The sequence below is a fragment of the Marinimicrobium sp. UBA4209 genome, from assembly GCF_002381585.1.
Lineage (GTDB): Bacteria > Pseudomonadota > Gammaproteobacteria > Pseudomonadales > Cellvibrionaceae > Marinimicrobium > Marinimicrobium koreense.
Genome location: NZ_DFTP01000051.1, coordinates 1 through 17,947 on the forward strand (window position 1 = coordinate 1; position 17,947 = coordinate 17,947).

Sequence of the window (17,947 nt, forward strand, 5' to 3'; positions counted from 1 at the left end):
CTGGGCTTCGGTTAATGCCTACCCGTCCTCGGACGGTCTTGCCGTGTACTTTCAGGATGTGACCGAGCGGCGTCGTGCGGAAGAAGAGCAGCAGCGTATTCAGGAGCTGGAGCGCTCACGGGAGCTGGCGGAGCTGGCCAGTGCCACCAAATCCCAGTTCCTGGCCACCATGAGCCATGAGGTCCGGACGCCCATCAACGGGATTGTGGGGATGGTGGATGTGCTGCATCAGACCAGCCTGCGGGGTCATCAGGTAGAAATGGTGGACATTATCCGTGAGTCGGCTCAATCCTTGCTGGGAATTGTGGACGATATTCTGGATTTCTCGAAAATCGAAGCAGGCAAGCTGGAGTTGGCTCCGGTTGCATTTTCCCCCGCAGCCCTGGTGCGCAGTGTCTGTCTATTGTTGGATCGGATGGCGCTCAATCAGGATGTGGAATTGACAGTATATACGGACCCGGCACTGCCCGCCCAAGTGTTGGGGGATGAGCTCCGCCTGCGCCAGGTCCTGATGAACTTGCTCAGTAACGCGATCAAGTTTTCCTCCAAACTGGATCGGCAGGGGAAGGTGGCGGTCCGCCTGTATATGAGTGGCCGTTCGGAGGAGGTGGTGGACCTTTCCTTTCATGTGATCGATAACGGCATCGGCATGAACTCCGCCACCCAGGCCCGTCTGTTCAGCCCCTTCTCGCAAGGGGATGTTTCTACCACGCGCGAGTATGGTGGTACCGGTCTGGGGTTAAGCATCAGTTACAGCCTGGTGCGAGCTATGGACGGTGATATCAAAGTGTCAAGTGAGCCGCAGAAAGGTTCAGAGTTCCGGGTGGCGGTGCGCTTGCCGATCATTGCGGACGAGACGCCGGTGTCCGTAGTACCGGATCTGCAGGACGCCTGCTGTGTGGTATGGCCCGACTATCAGGGGGAGGATTGGTCGGCTTACCTGCGGGCGGCTGGCGCTCGCGTCTATCGGCCCGAGGAAGTACCCGAGGCTGCCACCCATGATTCGGCGTTATGGTTGCTGGTGTGCGATACGGGGCTTGAAGGTGCCGGGTCGATCCGGTGGGCCGAGGAGGTTGCGGTACCCGTGCGGCCAGCGAACTACCATTGGCTATTGATTGGGCGTGGTTACCGGCGTCGGATGCGGGAAGAGGGGATGGGGCTGTTTGGCATTGATAGTAACAGCCTCTCCCGGTTGGCCTTTCTTCAAGCAGCGGCTGTCGCTCTTGGGCGACAGAGTCAGGAAGTCACCGAGCCCAAACCAGAACACCGCCTTGGCCAGGCCGTTGTGCCGGAGCGCGAGCAGGCACGGCTGGAGGGCCGCCTCGTTCTGGTGGCGGAAGACAACGAAACGAATCAGCGAGTGATTCAGCGGCAGTTGGCCATGTTGGGGTTTGCCGCCGATCTGTGTGACGATGGCCACCAAGCACTGCGCCGTTGGCATCAAGTAGGCCATGGTTATGCCTTGGTGTTGACTGACCTGCATATGCCGGGGATGGACGGCTATGCATTAACCGCTGCCATTCGTCGGGAGGAAGCGGAACAGGGTGGAGTCAGCCCCGTGCCGATTTTGGCGCTGACCGCCAATGCCGTCACCGGCGAGGCGGAGCGTTGCGAACAGCTGGGCTTCGACGACTATCTGATAAAACCGGTGTTGTTAGATACGCTAAAAACGTCTCTGGAACGCTGGACCCATCTGTCGGATCAACAGCCGGCTATCCGTTGTACCGATAGCGGTCGCGTCGTACTGGTTTCCGAGGCCCTGGACCTGAGGGTTCTGCAGGATCTGATCGGGGGCGATGACGAGCTGCTGGCGGAGTTTGTGGAAAGTTTTCGCACCAGCTCGGACGAGCTGGTGGCCCGACTGCGCGAAGCCGCCGGTCAGGGCCGTTGGGAGAGTGTGGCCGACGCGGCGCATTCTCTTAAGTCTTCGGCCCGGTCTGTGGGCGCAATGGCACTGGCGGATCGATCTCTGGCTTTGGAGCGCTGGGGACGAGGGGCGGAAAAAGACGAATCCCTGGCCAGTGAATTACTGAATAATTTTGAGGTTGAGTGGCGTCGTGTCCAGACGGCATTGCAGCAGGTGCAAATCTATTTGAGTGAGCGGCGATGAGAGAGCCAATGAATAAAAAGCACGTCAAAATCATGACGGTGGATGACGATGAGTTTATGCGTCGCCTGATCAGCCGCCTTTTGAACAAACTCGGTTATGTGATGATCAAGGAAGTGACTGGTGGGCAAGAAGCCGTCGATGTTCTGCGCGCGTTGAAAACGCCACCGGACGTCATGATTCTGGATCTGAAAATGCCGGACATGGATGGCATTGAAGTGGTCCGGCATTTAGTGGAGCTGGGGTTTGTCGGGCAACTTATCCTGTTGAGTGGTGAGGATGAACGCCTGTTGCGCACGGCGCAGAATCTGGTGCATGCGCACAATATCCCGGTCCTGGGCTATCTGACCAAACCGGTGGACGATCGGGAGCTCGGGCTGTTAATGGACAAGCTACTCAGCCAGGCTCCGGCGCGATTGGCGAGAAATAATCAGTCCGTCACCGCCGAGGAGCTTCGCGATGCGATTACTCGCAATGAGCTCTTCAATGAGTATCAGCCGGTGGTTTCACTGGTTGATGGCGAGCTGGCCAGTCTCGAGGTTCTGGTGCGTTGGCAACATCCCGAAAAAGGGCGGGTCATGCCGGATCAGTTTATCTACCTGGCCGAAGAGCACGGCGTGATTGATGAGCTGACCCGTTGGGTGATTGGCGAGGCCTTGCAGCAGTCGTTAAGCTGGCAAAAGGAGGGTATTCACTGTGCCCAGTCGGTGAACCTGTCCATGGAAAACCTGGAACAGTTGAGTTTTACCGATTGGCTGCTCAAAGCCCTGGAGGATGCGGACCTCAAGCCCTGGGACCTGATTCTGGAAATCACCGAGAGCCGGCCCATGCGCCGCCCGGAAATCGTGCTGGATAACCTGACCCGTCTCCGCCTGAAGGGATTCAAATTGGCCGTTGATGATTTTGGTACCGGGCACGCTTCCCTGGCCCAGATTCGGGACATTCCCTTTGATCAGTTCAAGCTGGATCGTAGCTTCGTCCATGCCGCCGGTCAGGACCGACGCATTCGGGTGATGTTTGAATCCGCCATGGGCCTGGCCAAGGAACTGGGTCTGGAAATTACCGCCGAGGGTGTCGAGGATGAAGAAGATTGGCACTTTCTGCGCCAGCACGATTGTCACAAGGCGCAAGGCTACTTTATCGCCCGCCCTCTGGGCGCGGATAAGGTCGGTGACTGGCTGAACCTGTGGCGTGGGGAGGCCCGGCAGCAGCTGTTTCCCCACCTCAATGCCAGTGCTATTAAGGAGTCCACCTCCGGCAAAGCGGCATCGGCCACCAAGGGGCCGGTACTTATAGTTGAGGACAACGACTTTCAGCGTAAGGTCCAGGCGAGGATCATGCGGGAAGAGGGCTTTGAGCCCCATTTGGCGGCCAGCGCTCAGGAAGCCTTGGATGCCCTCCGGGAGCTGCGCCCCAGCCTGATTCTGATTGACATTGAAATGCCCGGAATGAACGGGCTGGATCTGCTGCGGCGGCTGCGCGGCACTCGGGTCTTCGCCCGCACCCCGGTGTTGGTGATTTCCGGGGTCAACACCAAAACGGTGGTGCAGGACAGTATGTCCGCCGGTGCTACCGGCTTCATGGTCAAACCCTATAACCGCGAAACCCTCATCGAACGTGTCAATCGGTCCATGACCTGACAATCCGGGAGCACCGCCTTCAGGAGCTGCCCCGGTGTTCAGCGGCAATACTTGGCCGGTTTTGAGCCAAATTGGCCCGTTTTATGCAGATGATCCCTTGCAAGCCGAAAACCGGCCGATTCGCCAAATTTTTGTCGCAGGGGAAACACCATGACCGATCGCGTTGACATCAACCGCCTCCTGGTGGAAATGCGCTCCCTCAAATCCCAGACCCAGGCGTTCCAGAAACCCCAGGGCATTAACCCCGTGGGTGAGGGGCAGCCCGGGTTGCGGACCGAAGCCAATCGGGAGGTTCCCGGGTTTGGTGAGGTCATGGCCCAGGCGCTCAACAAAGTCAACGACACCCAGAAGGCCTCTGGCGCCCTACAGGCGGCCTATGAACGCGGCGAGCCGGGGGTGGACATTACCGACGTCATGGTCGCCTCCCAGAAATCCAGCGTCGCCTTTCAGGCAACGCTCCAGGTACGCAACAAGCTGGTTGAAGCCTACCGCGACATCATGAACATGCCGATTTGATGCTCGGTGCCACCCCTGATTCTGACAACGTATAACGAGACACACTGACATGGCTGCAGCTGATTCAACAATGGACGATAACGCCGCCAACGGGGGCGGTCGCAAGCGTCCGGGGAACGATCTGATCGAAGGCTTCAGTAACCTGAATCTGGTGCGTCAGGCCGGCCTGATGGTGGGCCTGGCGGCGGCAGTGGCCATCGGCTTTGCCGTGGTGCTCTGGACCCAGGGAGAAGAGTATCGCCCCTTGCTGCCCTCCCTGGACCCGAGCGAATCCCCCGAAGTCGTCACGGTACTCGAGCAGGCCCAGATCCCTTTTCGGATAGACCCGGCCACGGGCGGTTTATTGGTGGCGGTGGACGACTTGTCCGCAGCACGTATCCGACTCGCCCAGGCAGGTATCCCCCGGGATGACACCACAGGCTTCGAGTTGATGGACCAAGAGCAGCCTTTGGGTACCAGCCAGTTTGTGGAGAGCACCCGATACCATCGCGCGATGGAAGGCGAGCTGGCGCGTACCATTTCCAGCATGAATAACGTGCGCAGTGCCCGCGTACATCTGGCGGTGCCGAAGCGTTCGGTGTTTGTCCGTGATGTGCGGGAGCCCCGTGCCTCGGTGTTTCTGGATGTGAATCCCGGACGCACTCTGGACGCCAGTCAGGTCAAAGCCATTACCAATCTGGTGGCCTCCAGTGTGTCCGAGCTTAACGCCGACGCGGTGACCATTGTGGATCAGCACGGTGAACTGCTGTCCGCCAAAGAGGAAAATTCCGAGTTGTTGATGGCGGATCGTCAGCGCGAGTACACCCGTCGGGTGGAAGAAGGGCTGGTACAGCGGGTCAACCGGATACTAGAGCCGGTGCTGGGCACCGAAAACTTCCGGGCGGAAGTCAGTGCCGATGTCGATTTTACGGCGACTGAGCAGGCGGCGGAAACCTTCAATCCGGATATGCCGGCCATCCGCAGCGAACAGATCATGAACGAGTCCACTACCGGGCGCGATCAGGGCGGCATTCCCGGCGCGCTGACCAATCAGCCGCCCGGCGCCGCGGAAGCTCCGGAGCAGATCGATCCGGAAACCGGTGAGCCAGTCAATGAAAACTCTCCGCGCGAAGTGCGCGAGCGCGCGACTCGCAACTACGAGCTGGACCGGACTATCAGCTATACCCGTTTTCAACAGGGCCAGGTCGATCGCCTGTCGGTCGCAGTGGTCGTTGATGACAAGGTTGAGCTGGATGAGGCGGGTAATGAAACCCGGGTCGCCTGGACCGATGCGGAACTTCAGCGCCTGGAGCTGTTGGTGCGCGATGCGGTGGGCTTCTCCGCCGCCCGGGGTGACAGCGTGAATGTGCTCAATTCACCGTTTCGGGCCCGCAGTCTCGAAGAGTTTACGACTCCGGAGCTGCCCTGGTGGCAGCAACCCTGGTTGTTTCCCTACCTGAAGCAGGGCGCCGGTCTGTTGGTCTTGGCCGTGTTGATCTTCGGCCTTTTGCGTCCGGTGCTCAAGAGTCTGGCCCGGACTGGGGGCCGTGCCTCGGAAGAAGAGGAAGCCCGGGAGCTGGCCGCGCTGGAACAGTCCGGATTGGGTGGGTATGATGGCCTGTCGGACGAAACCGTTACCCTGACCGGCGGCGCACTCGGGTTGCCAGGGCCGGAAGAAAGCTACGAGCAGCAATTGAACGCGGTAAAAGGGCTGGTGGCCGACGATCCGGGGCGGGTTGCCCAAGTGGTGAAAAGTTGGATCAACCGGGACGATTAATCGATACCCGTCGACCGAGTGAGCCCGTCAACTGAGTGAGAGAGGAATCCCGTGGCTGAAAAAGCGCCTGCAGCGGAAAAAAACGCCCCCGCCAAACCTACATCGAAATTGAATCATGTGGATCAGGCGGCCATTCTCCTGATGTCGCTCGGCGAGGCCGATGCGGCGGAGGTGCTTCGTCATATGGGCCCCAAGGAGGTTCAGCGCATCGGCGGCGCCATGGCGCAGATGAAAAACGTCCAGCAGAGTGATGTCCAGGCCGTCCTGACCAACTTTCTCGAAGAAGTGCGCACCCTCACCGGTCTGGGAACCGACTCCGACGCCTACATCCGCAACATGCTGGTGACCGCCCTCGGCGAAGACAAGGCCAGCGGCCTGATCGACCGTATTTTGCTGGGCGGCAATACCACCGGTCTGGACACTCTCAAATGGATGGAGCCACGTTCCGTGGCCGATGTCATCCGCAATGAGCACCCGCAAATTCAGGCGATTGTGGTGTCCTACCTCGACCCTGACCAGGCGGCGGAAGTGCTCAGTTATCTGAGCGAAAAGATGCGCCTGGATATTATGATGCGGGTCGCCTCCCTGGATACAGTGCAGCCCAGCGCTCTGCAGGAACTGAACGACATTCTGGAAAAACAGTTCACCGGCAGCGCCTCTTCCCAGACCAAGGCGGTGGGCGGTTACAAGACCGCGGCGGAAATTATGAACCACCTGGAAGGCTCCATCGAGGCCGACCTGATGGATTCCATCAAGGAGCTGGACGAGGACATGGGCAACCAGATTCAGGACCTCATGTTCGTGTTCGACAACCTCAAGGATGTGGACGACCGGGGCATTCAGATGCTGCTGCGTGAGGTGTCGTCCGAAGTGCTGATTGTGGCGCTCAAAGGGGCCGACAACGAGCTTCAGGACAAGATTTTCAGCAACATGTCCAAGCGCGCGGCCGAACTGCTGCGCGACGATCTGGAAGTGAAGGGGCCGGTGCGCTTGTCCGAAGTGGAGACCGCCCAGAAAGAGATCCTCACCATTGCCCGGCGCATGGCCGATGCCGGCGAAATTGTGCTCAGCAGCAGTGGCGAAAAAATGCTTTAATCGCGCCGGGCCTGTTTCCGATTCTGTTCCTGACGCATCACCAACGGCGGCGTAACCATGACCACCAAAAAACTTGCCAACCGGATTCCCGCCGAAGAGCTTGAGCACTATCAGGCCTGGGTACTGCCGCCGATTCACGGTGAACAGGACCGCGTACTGCCCAGCGCCGAGCGCGAAGCGCGCCAACGCGCCGAGGACGAAGAGCGGCGCAAGGGCGAAAAAATTGAAGACGTGGATTACGAAGGCGGCAGCAGCGGCTTGAGTGCCGAGGAAATGCAGCGCCTGGTGGACGCCGCCGAGCAGGAAGGGCGAGAGCAGGGGTACCAGGCCGGCTTTGAGCAGGGCCGAGCCGAAGGCTATGAGGCGGGTCAGCAGAAAGGCTGGGAAGAGATGCGCCAGAAATTGGCCGCTGAGCAGCAGCGCTTTCAGCATCTGGTACAGGCCATTCGGGAGCCCCTGGCGGAGCAGGAGGATGCCCTGGAACAGTGGTTGCTCGACACGGTATGTGCGTTAACGCGCAGCCTGGTAGAACGGGAACTGCTGACGGACTCCAGTCATATCATGGAGCCGGTGCGCGCCGCCGTGGCCGCATTGCCCGCCGGTGCGGAACATCTGCATATCTACCTCAACCCCGATGATCTCGCCCTGGTGGAAGCCTACGCTGAAGAGCACCGCCTGGACTGGACGTTTCACTCTGATGAGGCACTGTTGCCCGGGGGGTGTCGGGTGGAAACCAAGGAAAGCCAAGTCGACTTCTCCATTGAGCATCGATTGGCTCAGCAACTGGATGCATTTGTGAATCGCCAATTGGGCAGTGACTCCGCGATGAGCGACGAAGACGATATGAGCGACGCTGTGCAGCCCGACGGTGACGAATATGACAGCCGGTCCTCGGGAGACGAAACCCCGTGAGCGATGCACCTGCACCGCCCGGGCCTCGCTCGTCGCTGCTGGACCGATTGCGCGGCTTCGGCCCCGTCGGCGTACCCGAGGCGCCCAAACCGGAAGCCGAAGGTCGCCTGACCCGCTCGGTGGGCATGACTCTGGAGGCCGTCGGCCTCAACGTATCCGTCGGTCGCCAGTGCCAGGTCATCAATCGGGACGGTCGGAAGATCGAGGCGGAAGTGGTCGGCTTTGACGACGACATTGTCTACCTGATGCCGGTCAAGCGCGTCGAAGGTCTGCAGCCCGGCGCCCGGGTGATTCCCATTTCCTCCCATCAGGGAATGCGTGTCGGCCCCCGTTTGCTGGGCCGGGTGGTCAATGGCCTGGGGCAACCTCTGGATGACGCCGGTCCCCTGCGGGGTGACGATTTTCTCGACTTTGCACCCCATGACATCAATCCGCTCAAGCGCCACCCGATCAGCGAACCCCTGGATGTGGGAATACGCGCAATCAATGCCCTGATTACTGTGGGGCGCGGACAACGACTCGGTCTGTTCGCCGGCAGCGGCGTTGGTAAAAGTGTGCTGATGGGCATGATGACCAAATACACCACGGCCGATGTCGTGGTGGTCGGACTGGTCGGCGAGCGGGGCCGTGAGGTGAAGGAGTTCATCGATCATATTCTCGGGCCCGAGGGGATGGCGCGCGCCGTGGTGGTGGCTTCGCCGGCGGATGATGCGCCTCTGATGCGGCTTCGGGCGGCCCAGTTGTGCAGCCGGATTGCCGAGTACTATCGGGACCAGGGGCGGAATGTCCTGTTGTTGATGGATTCCCTGACCCGCTTTGCCCAGGCGCAGCGGGAAATTTCCCTGGCCATCGGCGAACCGCCGGCCACCAAAGGTTATCCGCCCTCGGTGTTTGCCAAAATTCCCCAGCTGGTCGAACGGGCCGGGAACGCGGCCAGGGGCGAGGGGTCGATTACCGCTTTCTATACGGTGCTATCGGAGGGCGACGACCTGCAGGATCCGATTGCGGATGCCGCCCGTGCCATTCTGGATGGCCACATTGTCCTGTCCCGCCGCCTGGCGGAGGAGGGCGTCTATCCGGCCATTGATGTGGAGGCCTCCATCAGCCGGGCAATGCCCAATATCGTTGCTGAGCCCCACCTGAAGTCCATGCAACGCTTCAAACAGTTGTTGTCCCGCTATCAACAGAACCGGGACCTGATCAACATCGGCGCCTATACCCCCGGGGCGGACCCCGAAACCGATGCGGCCATTGAACGTTTCCCCCACCTGCGGGCATTTATCCAGCAGGGCTTGGGGCAGGCGGTGCAGCTTGATGAAAGCATCAATCACCTGCAGCGCACCCTGCAGCCGTCGGGCCAAGCGGGTGCGGCCCAGGGGCGCGGCCAGCCCGGCAATGGGCCCGCCGGTCCTGGCCCGCGCCGTGGCGCGCTCGCAGCGCAGCACAGCGGCCGGGGACAGCGCTAAATCATGGTGGAGCAGCGCTCGGAACGACTCAAGGTGGTTTTGATGGTGGCGGAGCGTGAAGAACAGGCCGCCGCCGCCCGGCTCGGGGAAGCCCGGCAGCAACTGGAGCAGGAGGAGGGGCAACTGGCCCAGCTGCAGGATTATCGGGCCCAGTATCTGGCGGATTATCGCGAGCAGCGCCGGGGCGTCGATGCCCAGTCGCTGATGAGCTACAGTGGTTTTTTGCAGCGCCTGGGCGAGGCGCTGGGTGGGCAGGAGCAGAAATTGGCCCAGGTGCGTCAGTACCTGGAGCAGTGCCGACAGCGGTGGCAGGAGAAATACCACCGCCGCCGCTCGCTGGAAGATATGATTGCGCGCATGCGCAGCGAGGAAAATGCCGTCCTTGAGCAGCGCCAGCAGCGCGAGCTGGACGATCTTGCGGCCCAGCGTATGGGCCGGACGGGTCCCGGCCGAAAACGCTGACGGGGCAGGGGAATTACGCTATGCTTAGGGTCGCTCTGTGCCGGAATGCTTTTGCTCGAAGGCTTGGCCTGAACAATAACGTGTCAGAAAGGATGTGAAACAGTTATGGCGATAACCTCCACCCTGTCATCCGACGGAACCCTGCTCACCATCTACATCCAGGGGCGGTTCGATTTCAGCTCGCACCAGGATTTCCGGGGCTCCTACGAGCGCCTGGATAAGGCGCCGGAGCGCTATCGGGTGGACCTTCAGGAAACAACCTACCTGGACAGCTCCGCCCTGGGCATGTTGCTGCTGCTACGGGATCACGCCGGGGGCGATCGGGCGAGCATCGAAATCCGCAACTGCAGCCCGGATGTCAGGAAGATTCTGACCATATCCAACTTCGAACAGCTATTCGATATCCAGTAATCGGGTACCCAAGGGGCCGATCCCTGATGTTCTGATCGGCTTCGGCCGGGCGGCCACCGGCCGCCCCGGGCGCGAATGGAGACGCTGCGCATGACCGACGACAGTCCGCTGACCATCCTGATTGCTGACGACTCCGACACGGATCGCCAGATTCTGCAGGCCATTGTCGCCCGCGACGGCCATCGGGTGATCAGTGCCCGGGACGGGCGGGAAGCGGTAGCGGAGTTCGAGCGCGAGCGACCGGACCTGGTCCTGCTCGATGCCCTGATGCCCAACCTGGACGGTTTTGGCGCCGCGCGGCGGATCAAGGCCCTCGCGGGTGAGGCCCTGGTACCGATCATTTTCCTGACCTCTCTGACCGATACCGAATCCCTGGTTCAGTGCCTGGATGCCGGGGGTGACGATTTTCTGTCCAAGCCCTACAACCGGGTCATAATCCAGGCCAAAATTCGCGCGTTCAATCGCATGCGAGCCATGCACACCACCATCCTCGATCAGCGCGATCAGATCAGCCGTCACAACCAGCACCTGCTGCAGGAGCAGACGGTCGCCAAACAGGTGTTTGACAACATTGCCCACAGTGGCTGTCTGGACTCCAACAATGTCCGCTACTACCTGTCCTCACTGGCGGTGTTCAACGGCGACATTCTGGTCGCCGGTATGCGTCCGGGGGGCAGCATGATGGTACTGCTGGGTGATTTTACCGGCCATGGCCTGCCGGCGGCGGTGGGCGCCATTCCGCTCGCCTCCACTTTTTACGGGATGGTGTCCAAAGGGTTCGCCATGAGCGATATCCTGCGGGAAATCAACCACAAGCTGAAAACCATTCTGCCGGTCGGCATTTTCTGTTGCGCCACCATGGCGGACATCAATTTTCGACGCCAGCGTATACGGGTCTGGAGTGGTGGCCTGCCTCCTGGCTATATTCTCCGCCAGGGCAATGAACCGCCGCAGCCGATTACCTCGACCCACTTACCCTTGGGCGTGTTGGGAAACAGCGCCTTCAAGGATGACATGGAAACCTACGAGTTGGCCTGGGGGGATCGTCTCTATCTCTGGTCCGATGGCATCCATGAGGCTCGCAGCCCCGAGGGCGAAATGTTTGGTGAGGAGCGACTCAAGGCGGTGTTTGCGGAACACCGGGGCGCCGACGCCAGAAACGATGACGCCCTGTTTGATGACATCCTGGCCAGGGTCCAGCAGTTTGTCGGCCAAGGGGAGCGTGACGATGACCTGTCGCTGGTGGAAATCCGGATGGACCGGCCGGAAAAAGTCAATGCGGTGGCCGCCGAAGCGGAGCGGCGCAACCGCTCCACCCTGTCCGAATGGACTATGAATTTTGATATCCTGCCGGCCAGTTTCCGCCAGTTTGATCCCATGCCCCTGTTGCTGAATATTCTGGTGGAGGTGCCCGGTCTGCGTCAGCACAGCGGCACCCTGTACACCATTCTGTCCGAACTGTATTCCAACGCCCTTGAGCATGGCATTCTGGGGCTGGACTCCGGGCTGAAGGGAACGCCGGAGGGGTTCGCCCACTATTATGAAATCCGCCAGCAGCGCCTCGACGACGTCAGCGAGGGGTTGATTCGCATCCATCTCCACCACAGCACCACCGAAGAGGGCGGGGTGTTACGCATAGCGGTAGAGGACAGTGGTCCCGGATTTGATGGTCGGGATGAGGCAAGCGTGGCCACGCCGGGAGAGGCCCTGGGGTACGCCGGTCGAGGGCTCGCTCTGGTTGAAAAACTGTGCGATGCTGTCCAGTATCCCAGTGAAGGTAACCGGGTAGAAGCGGTATTTTCATGGAGTTCCGATGACTGATACGAGCGGACAAGTGGCCAATAAAGTGACCAACCAGAGGCGCGCCCCATGAGTTCGGAAACCCATCTCAATCGAGAAGTTTTGACGACGCTGCAGGAGGTGATGGACGATCAGTTCCCGGTGTTGATCAATACTTTTCTGACCGACTCGGAAGAGCGTATTCGCCAGCTTCAGCGAGCCCTGGCTGCGCAGGATAGCGACACCGTCTGGCGTCAGGCGCACAGCTTCAAAGGCAGCTGCAATAACCTGGGCGCTGAGCGGTTGGCGGATCTATGCCAGGAGATGGAATCGCGTGGGCGCGCCAGTGACATCGATGGGCTCGAACAACAGCTGGTATCCGTGCAGGAAGAATTCGCCAAACTCAAAGTCACCTTGAACAGTTTCGCCGGCTGAACGCGGCTGGCACTAACCTTGCATTTTCCCTCCCAGAAACGGGCGTTTGCCCCAGTTTAACCGGTTAGCGGCAAACCTTTGCCGCTAACCTTGCCGGAGTGGTGTCGATGCCAGGTCAATCGCAAATCAGCAATCTGTTGTCTTTCAATTCAGAACCATCGTCGCTCCAGCGCCGTTCGGCGCCGGAGGGCGATGGATTTCGGCAGGTTTTTGACGGCACGACGGACCGTGCTCGCACCGGCTCGGGGTCCTCGCGGGAGGAGACCGCCCCAAGCCGCCGAACTGAGCCCCGCGAAGCGGCGCAGCGGGAACCCGCCAATGCTCAGAGAGGGCCAGAAGACCGTGACGTCCGGAGCGATGGGCCAACCACTTCCCGGCGCCCCGAGGCAAACGACGCTCCGCAAAAGGGCGCCTCCCAAGAGCCGACCGCATCGGCCGATGATGCCAGGGCGGCCGGCGGCACTGATGTGAGCACCACCCTGACGAAAGACGACAAAGCGCTGTTGGCCAATCTGAGCAAAGAGGATTGGGCGGCGCTCTCCGAGGATGTGACCGCCATACTGGAGCAACTCAAGGTCCAGTTGGATGAAGGCAGCCTGTCACCGGAACTGGAAAAGGCGCTGCGCCAATTGCTGTCGGACCTGAAAGACGGCGCGCCCCTGGATCAAGTGGCCGAGAGCCTGGAAGCCATTCCCATGACGGCGTTGCCCGAGCTGATGACCCGGTTTCCGGATGCCAACCACCTCCGCGATGCCATTGGGCGCAATGGCGCCGCTTATCTGTCGCAACTGAGTGCGCTGGCCACCCAACGACAGGGGGCCACCCCCGATACTGGATTGCTGCCCGGGTTGGTTGCGACGGCCTCCGCGGACAAGGGGGGTGAAGGGCTTGAGTTGAAGGGGCTGCTGGAGTTGAGTGTCGCGGCAGGCAAGAACGGTAAAGAGGCCTTTGCCCAGACCCTGCAGGCGATTGCCGATATCTCGACACAATCGAGTTCCAAGGCCAGCACGTCGTTTGATGGGACCCAGTCCCCGGCCAATGCGCTGGCGCAACTGGATGGGGCCAACCGCGGCCAGGCGCTCTCTCCGACCGAGCGGGGATTTACCGTGCAGACCGATGTGCGGGTCCCGGTGGGGCAGGGTCAGTGGGGGCAGGCGGTGGGCCAAAAAGTGCTGTGGATGGCCGCTCAGAAGCTTTCCACGGCGGAGTTGCGTCTGGATCCACCGGACCTGGGACCCATGCAGGTTCGAGTCAGCGCCAACCAGGATCAAATCAGTGTCACCTTCACCAGCCCACAGGTCGCGGTCAGGGAAGCACTGGACCAGAACGCCAACCGTCTGCGGGAAATGTTCGCGGAGCAGGGGTTGGATCTGGTGGATGTGAATGTCTCGGATCAGTCAGGCCAGGAGCAGGCGGGTGAGGAGAGCGATGGCCGGACGGCGGGTCGAGGCCTGGGTTCCGATGCCGATGATCCAGAGGGTGAAATGATCGAGCAGCGTATCAGTGATCGACTGGTGGACCACTACGCTTGAGTTGAACACCTCTAACCTTGAGCTGAAACGTGCCGGACGCACGGCGCTTCGCCCCGAAGCGCCGTGCTCATTTCCCCCCTAACCTTCACCCAACCTTCGTTGTTTCTTGCCCGGACGCCTTCCCTGTGCCAAAGTATCCGCGCAAGCCCCGTGCCTGACTTGGCACGGGGCTTGCTCTATCCCCTTCAAGCACTGTGAATGACGGAATTTTGGCATGGCCGAAGAAGATGAGCGCGAGCTGACCGAAGAAGAACAGGCGGAAGTCGACCGCAAGACCCAACGTAAGCAGAAAATCAAACTGGCTGTACTGGCGCTGTTGCTGGTGGTTTTGTCGGTAGGGGTAACCCTTGGACTGTTGCACTTCCTGGCTCCGGATGAGCCGGCGCCCGAGGGTGAAACCGCTGAAGCCGAACCGGTGGAACCCCTGGAGCCCGCGCGCCAGCAGGCTATCTACTTTCCACTGAAGGAAAAGTTTGTCATCAACTACAATGTGCGTGGCCGGCAGCGCTTTCTTCAGACCGAAGTCAATCTGATGCTGCGCGACAATGAGGTGGTCAAAGTACTGGAGCAACATCTGCCCCGGGTTCGCAATGATCTGATCATGCTGTTCAGCGGCCAGGAGTTTGAAGACCTGCAGACACCGGAAGGTCGGGAGTTGCTGCGTCAGGACGCGCTGCGTCGGGTTCAGGCCATTCTCGAGCAGGAGATGGGGCAGCCCGGTGTCGAACAGGTTCTGTTTACCAGCTTTGTGATGCAGTAAAAACCATAAGGTAGCCGCTCGTGCAAGACTTACTTTCACAAGACGAAATTGATGCGCTGCTTCACGGGGTCGATGAAGGCGATATCGATACCGATGACGATCTGGAGATGGACCCGGTCAAAGCCTACGACTTGACCACCCAGGACCGCATCGTCCGCGGGCGCATGCCCACGCTGGAAATGATCAATGAGCGCTTCGCCCGCTACACCCGCATCAGCATGTTCAATTTGCTGCGGCGCACGGCGGATGTATCCGTCGGCGGCATCCAGATCCAGAAGTTTGGCGAATATGTGCACACCCTCTATGTGCCGACCAGTCTGAATATGGTGAAGTTCCGCCCGCTGCGCGGCAATGCCCTGATCATTCTGGATGCGCGCCTGGTATTCAAGCTGGTGGACAACTTTTTCGGCGGCGATGGCCGGCACGCCAAAATTGAGGGCCGGGAATTTACTCCGACCGAGCTGCGTGTGGTGCAGATGGTGCTCGATCAGGTGTTCATCGATCTCGGCGAGGCCTGGAAAGCGGTCATGCCCATTACCTTTGAATACATGAACTCAGAGGTCAACCCGTCCCTGGCCAATATTGTCAGCCCGAGCGAAGTGGTGGTGGTCAGCACCTTCCACGTCGAGCTCGATGGCGGCGGTGGCGATCTGCATATCACGGTCCCGTACTCCATGATCGAACCGATCCGGGAGGTGCTGGATTCCGGTCTGCAGAGTGACAGCGACGAAAAAGATGAACGCTGGGTCAAAGCGCTGCGCGAGGATGTCCTCGCCGCTCAGGTCGATCTTGAGTGCGATATTGTTCAGCGCGAAATTACCCTGCGGGACATCATCAACCTGAAGGCGGGTGATGTGATTCCGGTGGAGTTTCCGGAATACCATGTCGTCACCGCCAACGGTGTGCCCATGTTCCGCACCCGATTGGGACAGATTCGCGGCAATCTGGCTTTGAAAATTCACGGTTTAATTGATCACAGTTCAGCCTATAACATTACGGCAAACGAAGGGGGCTCCAGTGGCAAACGAAAATGATACCCACGACGACGATAAAGATCAGGATGCCATGGCGGCCGAGTGGGAAGCGGCCATGATGGAGCAGGGTGATGAGGGCGACGATGACACTGCCGATGCAGGTTCGGACAGCGCCGGGCAGGAACAGGACTTTGGTCGCGACGTCGACCGCGTTGCCCTGGATGAGCTGACCGAAGACGAGCAGCCCAACACCAACCCGGATCTGGATGTGATTCTGGACATCCCGGTGTCCATTTCCATGGAAGTGGGGCGCACCTCCATCACCATTCGCAACCTGCTGCAACTCAACCAGGGCTCGGTGATTGAACTGGACCGGCTGGCGGGCGAACCTCTGGACGTGCTCGTCAACGGCACCCTGATCGCCCACGGTGAAGTGGTGGTGGTGAACGAAAAATTCGGCATTCGGATGACCGACGTCATCAGTCCATCCGAACGGATCAAGAAGCTGCGCTGATGGAAGGAAGTGCCGCCACTCAGTTGATAAGTGTGCTGTTCAGCCTGCTGCTGATCATCGCACTGATCTTCGCCCTTGCCTGGTTGCTGCGCCGCTTTGGTCAGGGTGCCTTCACGAACTCGTCGGCCATGAAAGTGGTCGCTACCTTGCCGTTGGGGACCCGTGAGCGGTTGTTGGTGGTGGAAGTGGGCGGTCAGCAGCTGCTGCTCGGCGTTACCGCCCAACAAATCCGTACACTGCACGTGTTTGAAGAACCGGTGATCGACGCACAAGGCGTCAGAAGCAGCGACTTCAAACAGCGGTTGATGAACATCATGAACAAGAACACCAAGCCCTGATGAAGCCTTACCCCTCAGTTCACTACCGTTTTTTCTGCTCGCTGCTGCTGTTGGTCCTGTTGGGCTTCGGCGCGGGACCGGCCCTGGCCCAGGAAGCGCCGGAAACCCAGCCGCCAGCAGAGCAGGGCGTCGGCGGCTCCCTGCCCGCCATTCCCGGCTTACCGGCCCTGACCGTCACCACCAACCCGGACGGCTCGGAAGAATACTCGGTCACGCTCCAGATCCTCGCGATCATGACCGCGTTCACCTTCCTGCCAGCGATCCTGCTGATGATGACCTCCTTCACCCGGATCATCATCGTCTTCGCCATCCTGCGTCAGGCCCTGGGCCTACAGCAATCGCCGTCCAACCAGGTACTGATCGGCCTCTCGTTGTTTCTGACCCTGTTCATCATGCAGCCCGTGTTCGAACGCGTAAACGCCGAAGCCCTGCAGCCCTACATCAACGAAGAAATCAACGCCCAGACTGCACTGGCGAGAACCACCGAACCCTTCCACGCGTTCATGCTGGCCCAGACCCGAGAATCCGACATCGAACTGTTCGTCGGCATCGCCGACAACCCGGACATCCAGACACCCCAGGACACCCCCTTCAGCATCCTGGTCCCGGCATTCGTCACCAGCGAACTCAAAACCGCCTTCCAGATCGGGTTCATCATCTTCATCCCGTTCCTGGTCATCGACATCGTCGTTGCCAGCGTGCTCATGGCCATGGGCATGATGATGCTCTCGCCCCTGATCATCTCACTGCCGTTCAAAATCATGCTCTTCGTCCTGGTCGACGGCTGGGCCATGATCATCGGCACACTCGCCGCCAGCTTCGGTGTATAAGGAGGCCCTATGACCCCGGAAGTTGTCATGGACATCTTCGCCGACGCCCTCTACCTCGTCATCCTGATGCTGGTCGTCATCGTCGGCCCCGGCCTACTGGTGGGCCTGGTGGTGAGCATGTTCCAGGCCGCCACCCAGATCAACGAACAGACCCTGAGCTTCCTGCCACGCCTGCTTGTCACCCTGGCCTCAGTCATGATTGCCGGCCCCTGGCTACTCAGAGAGTTCATGGACCTGTTCACCCGTTTATACACCAACGTCCCAAACTTAATAGGGTAGAGCAGAAAGAACACACAAAACGCCGAAGCAACCAATGAGCCTCCGGGGCCAAGGGTGTCCTTTTCAAAACACATGAACCCATCCATGGGGCTCCATCGCTTCATCCATGAAGCGACGGTTTGAAAAGGACACCCTTGGCCC

Annotated in this window: 18 protein-coding genes; all 18 read left to right on the plus strand. The window is 60.0% G+C overall.

From position 1 onward, the window contains the following. Positions 1–2,110: hybrid sensor histidine kinase/response regulator (locus tag B3187_RS07565; protein ID WP_286805509.1), on the plus strand; the 2,110-nt coding region annotated here is incomplete at its 5' end. A gap of 8 nt (positions 2,111–2,118) precedes the next feature. After that, positions 2,119–3,747: an EAL domain-containing protein gene (locus B3187_RS07570; RefSeq protein ID WP_286805511.1), complete on the plus strand. Its 1,629-nt coding sequence runs from the start codon at positions 2,119–2,121 to the stop codon at positions 3,745–3,747. A gap of 150 nt (positions 3,748–3,897) precedes the next feature. Next, entirely contained in the window at positions 3,898–4,263 is a 366-nt protein-coding gene (gene fliE, locus B3187_RS07575) for a flagellar hook-basal body complex protein FliE (RefSeq protein ID WP_123637210.1), read from the plus strand. A gap of 70 nt (positions 4,264–4,333) precedes the next feature. Next, entirely contained in the window at positions 4,334–6,019 is a 1,686-nt protein-coding gene (gene fliF, locus B3187_RS07580) for a flagellar basal-body MS-ring/collar protein FliF (RefSeq protein ID WP_286805514.1), read from the plus strand. A 51-nt stretch (positions 6,020–6,070) separates the two neighbouring features. After that, positions 6,071–7,114, plus strand: a complete 1,044-nt coding sequence (fliG, locus tag B3187_RS07585) for a flagellar motor switch protein FliG (protein WP_123637212.1) — start codon at positions 6,071–6,073, stop codon at positions 7,112–7,114. Between the two features lie 57 nt (positions 7,115–7,171). Further along, positions 7,172–8,026 (plus strand): flagellar assembly protein FliH, encoded by an 855-nt coding sequence (locus tag B3187_RS07590; protein WP_123637213.1) that lies wholly within the window; start codon positions 7,172–7,174, stop codon positions 8,024–8,026. Beyond that, complete coding sequence (gene fliI / locus B3187_RS07595) at positions 8,023–9,492, plus strand: flagellar protein export ATPase FliI (protein WP_414673685.1); 1,470 nt, start codon at positions 8,023–8,025, stop codon at positions 9,490–9,492. Before B3187_RS07590 ends, fliI begins: the two co-directional genes overlap by 4 nt. A 3-nt stretch (positions 9,493–9,495) precedes the next feature. Beyond that, positions 9,496–9,954, plus strand: a complete 459-nt coding sequence (fliJ, locus tag B3187_RS07600; protein WP_286805518.1) for a flagellar export protein FliJ — start codon at positions 9,496–9,498, stop codon at positions 9,952–9,954. Positions 9,955–10,059: 105 nt separating this feature from the next. Then, a complete protein-coding gene (locus B3187_RS07605) occupies positions 10,060–10,365 on the plus strand; it encodes an STAS domain-containing protein (protein WP_024459970.1) in 306 nt (101 codons plus the stop codon). Between the two features lie 90 nt (positions 10,366–10,455). After that, on the plus strand, positions 10,456–12,186 hold the full coding sequence (locus B3187_RS07610) for an ATP-binding SpoIIE family protein phosphatase (RefSeq protein ID WP_123637214.1): 1,731 nt from the start codon (positions 10,456–10,458) through the stop codon (positions 12,184–12,186). A 48-nt stretch (positions 12,187–12,234) separates the two neighbouring features. Then, positions 12,235–12,579, plus strand: a complete 345-nt coding sequence (locus tag B3187_RS07615) for an Hpt domain-containing protein (RefSeq protein ID WP_024459972.1) — start codon at positions 12,235–12,237, stop codon at positions 12,577–12,579. A gap of 467 nt (positions 12,580–13,046) precedes the next feature. Beyond that, a complete protein-coding gene (locus B3187_RS07620; RefSeq protein ID WP_286805522.1) occupies positions 13,047–14,111 on the plus strand; it encodes a flagellar hook-length control protein FliK in 1,065 nt (354 codons plus the stop codon). Positions 14,112–14,325: 214 nt separating this feature from the next. Continuing rightward, on the plus strand, positions 14,326–14,871 hold the full coding sequence (locus B3187_RS07625) for a flagellar basal body-associated FliL family protein (RefSeq protein ID WP_286805524.1): 546 nt from the start codon (positions 14,326–14,328) through the stop codon (positions 14,869–14,871). A gap of 20 nt (positions 14,872–14,891) precedes the next feature. Then, entirely contained in the window at positions 14,892–15,905 is a 1,014-nt protein-coding gene (gene fliM, locus B3187_RS07630) for a flagellar motor switch protein FliM (RefSeq protein ID WP_286805526.1), read from the plus strand. Beyond that, entirely contained in the window at positions 15,889–16,359 is a 471-nt protein-coding gene (fliN, locus tag B3187_RS07635; RefSeq protein WP_024459976.1) for a flagellar motor switch protein FliN, read from the plus strand. Before fliM ends, fliN begins: the two co-directional genes overlap by 17 nt. Then, complete coding sequence (fliO, locus tag B3187_RS07640) at positions 16,359–16,697, plus strand: flagellar biosynthetic protein FliO (protein WP_286805528.1); 339 nt, start codon at positions 16,359–16,361, stop codon at positions 16,695–16,697. Before fliN ends, fliO begins: the two co-directional genes overlap by 1 nt. Further along, positions 16,697–17,527 carry a flagellar type III secretion system pore protein FliP gene (gene fliP / locus B3187_RS07645; protein WP_286805530.1) on the plus strand — a complete coding sequence of 277 codons (831 nt, stop codon included), beginning with the start codon at positions 16,697–16,699 and terminating at the stop codon, positions 17,525–17,527. The genes fliO and fliP overlap by 1 nt, the downstream gene beginning before the upstream one ends. A gap of 9 nt (positions 17,528–17,536) precedes the next feature. After that, a complete protein-coding gene (gene fliQ / locus B3187_RS07650) occupies positions 17,537–17,806 on the plus strand; it encodes a flagellar biosynthesis protein FliQ (RefSeq protein ID WP_024459979.1) in 270 nt (89 codons plus the stop codon). The last annotated feature ends 141 nt before the right edge of the window (positions 17,807–17,947 follow it).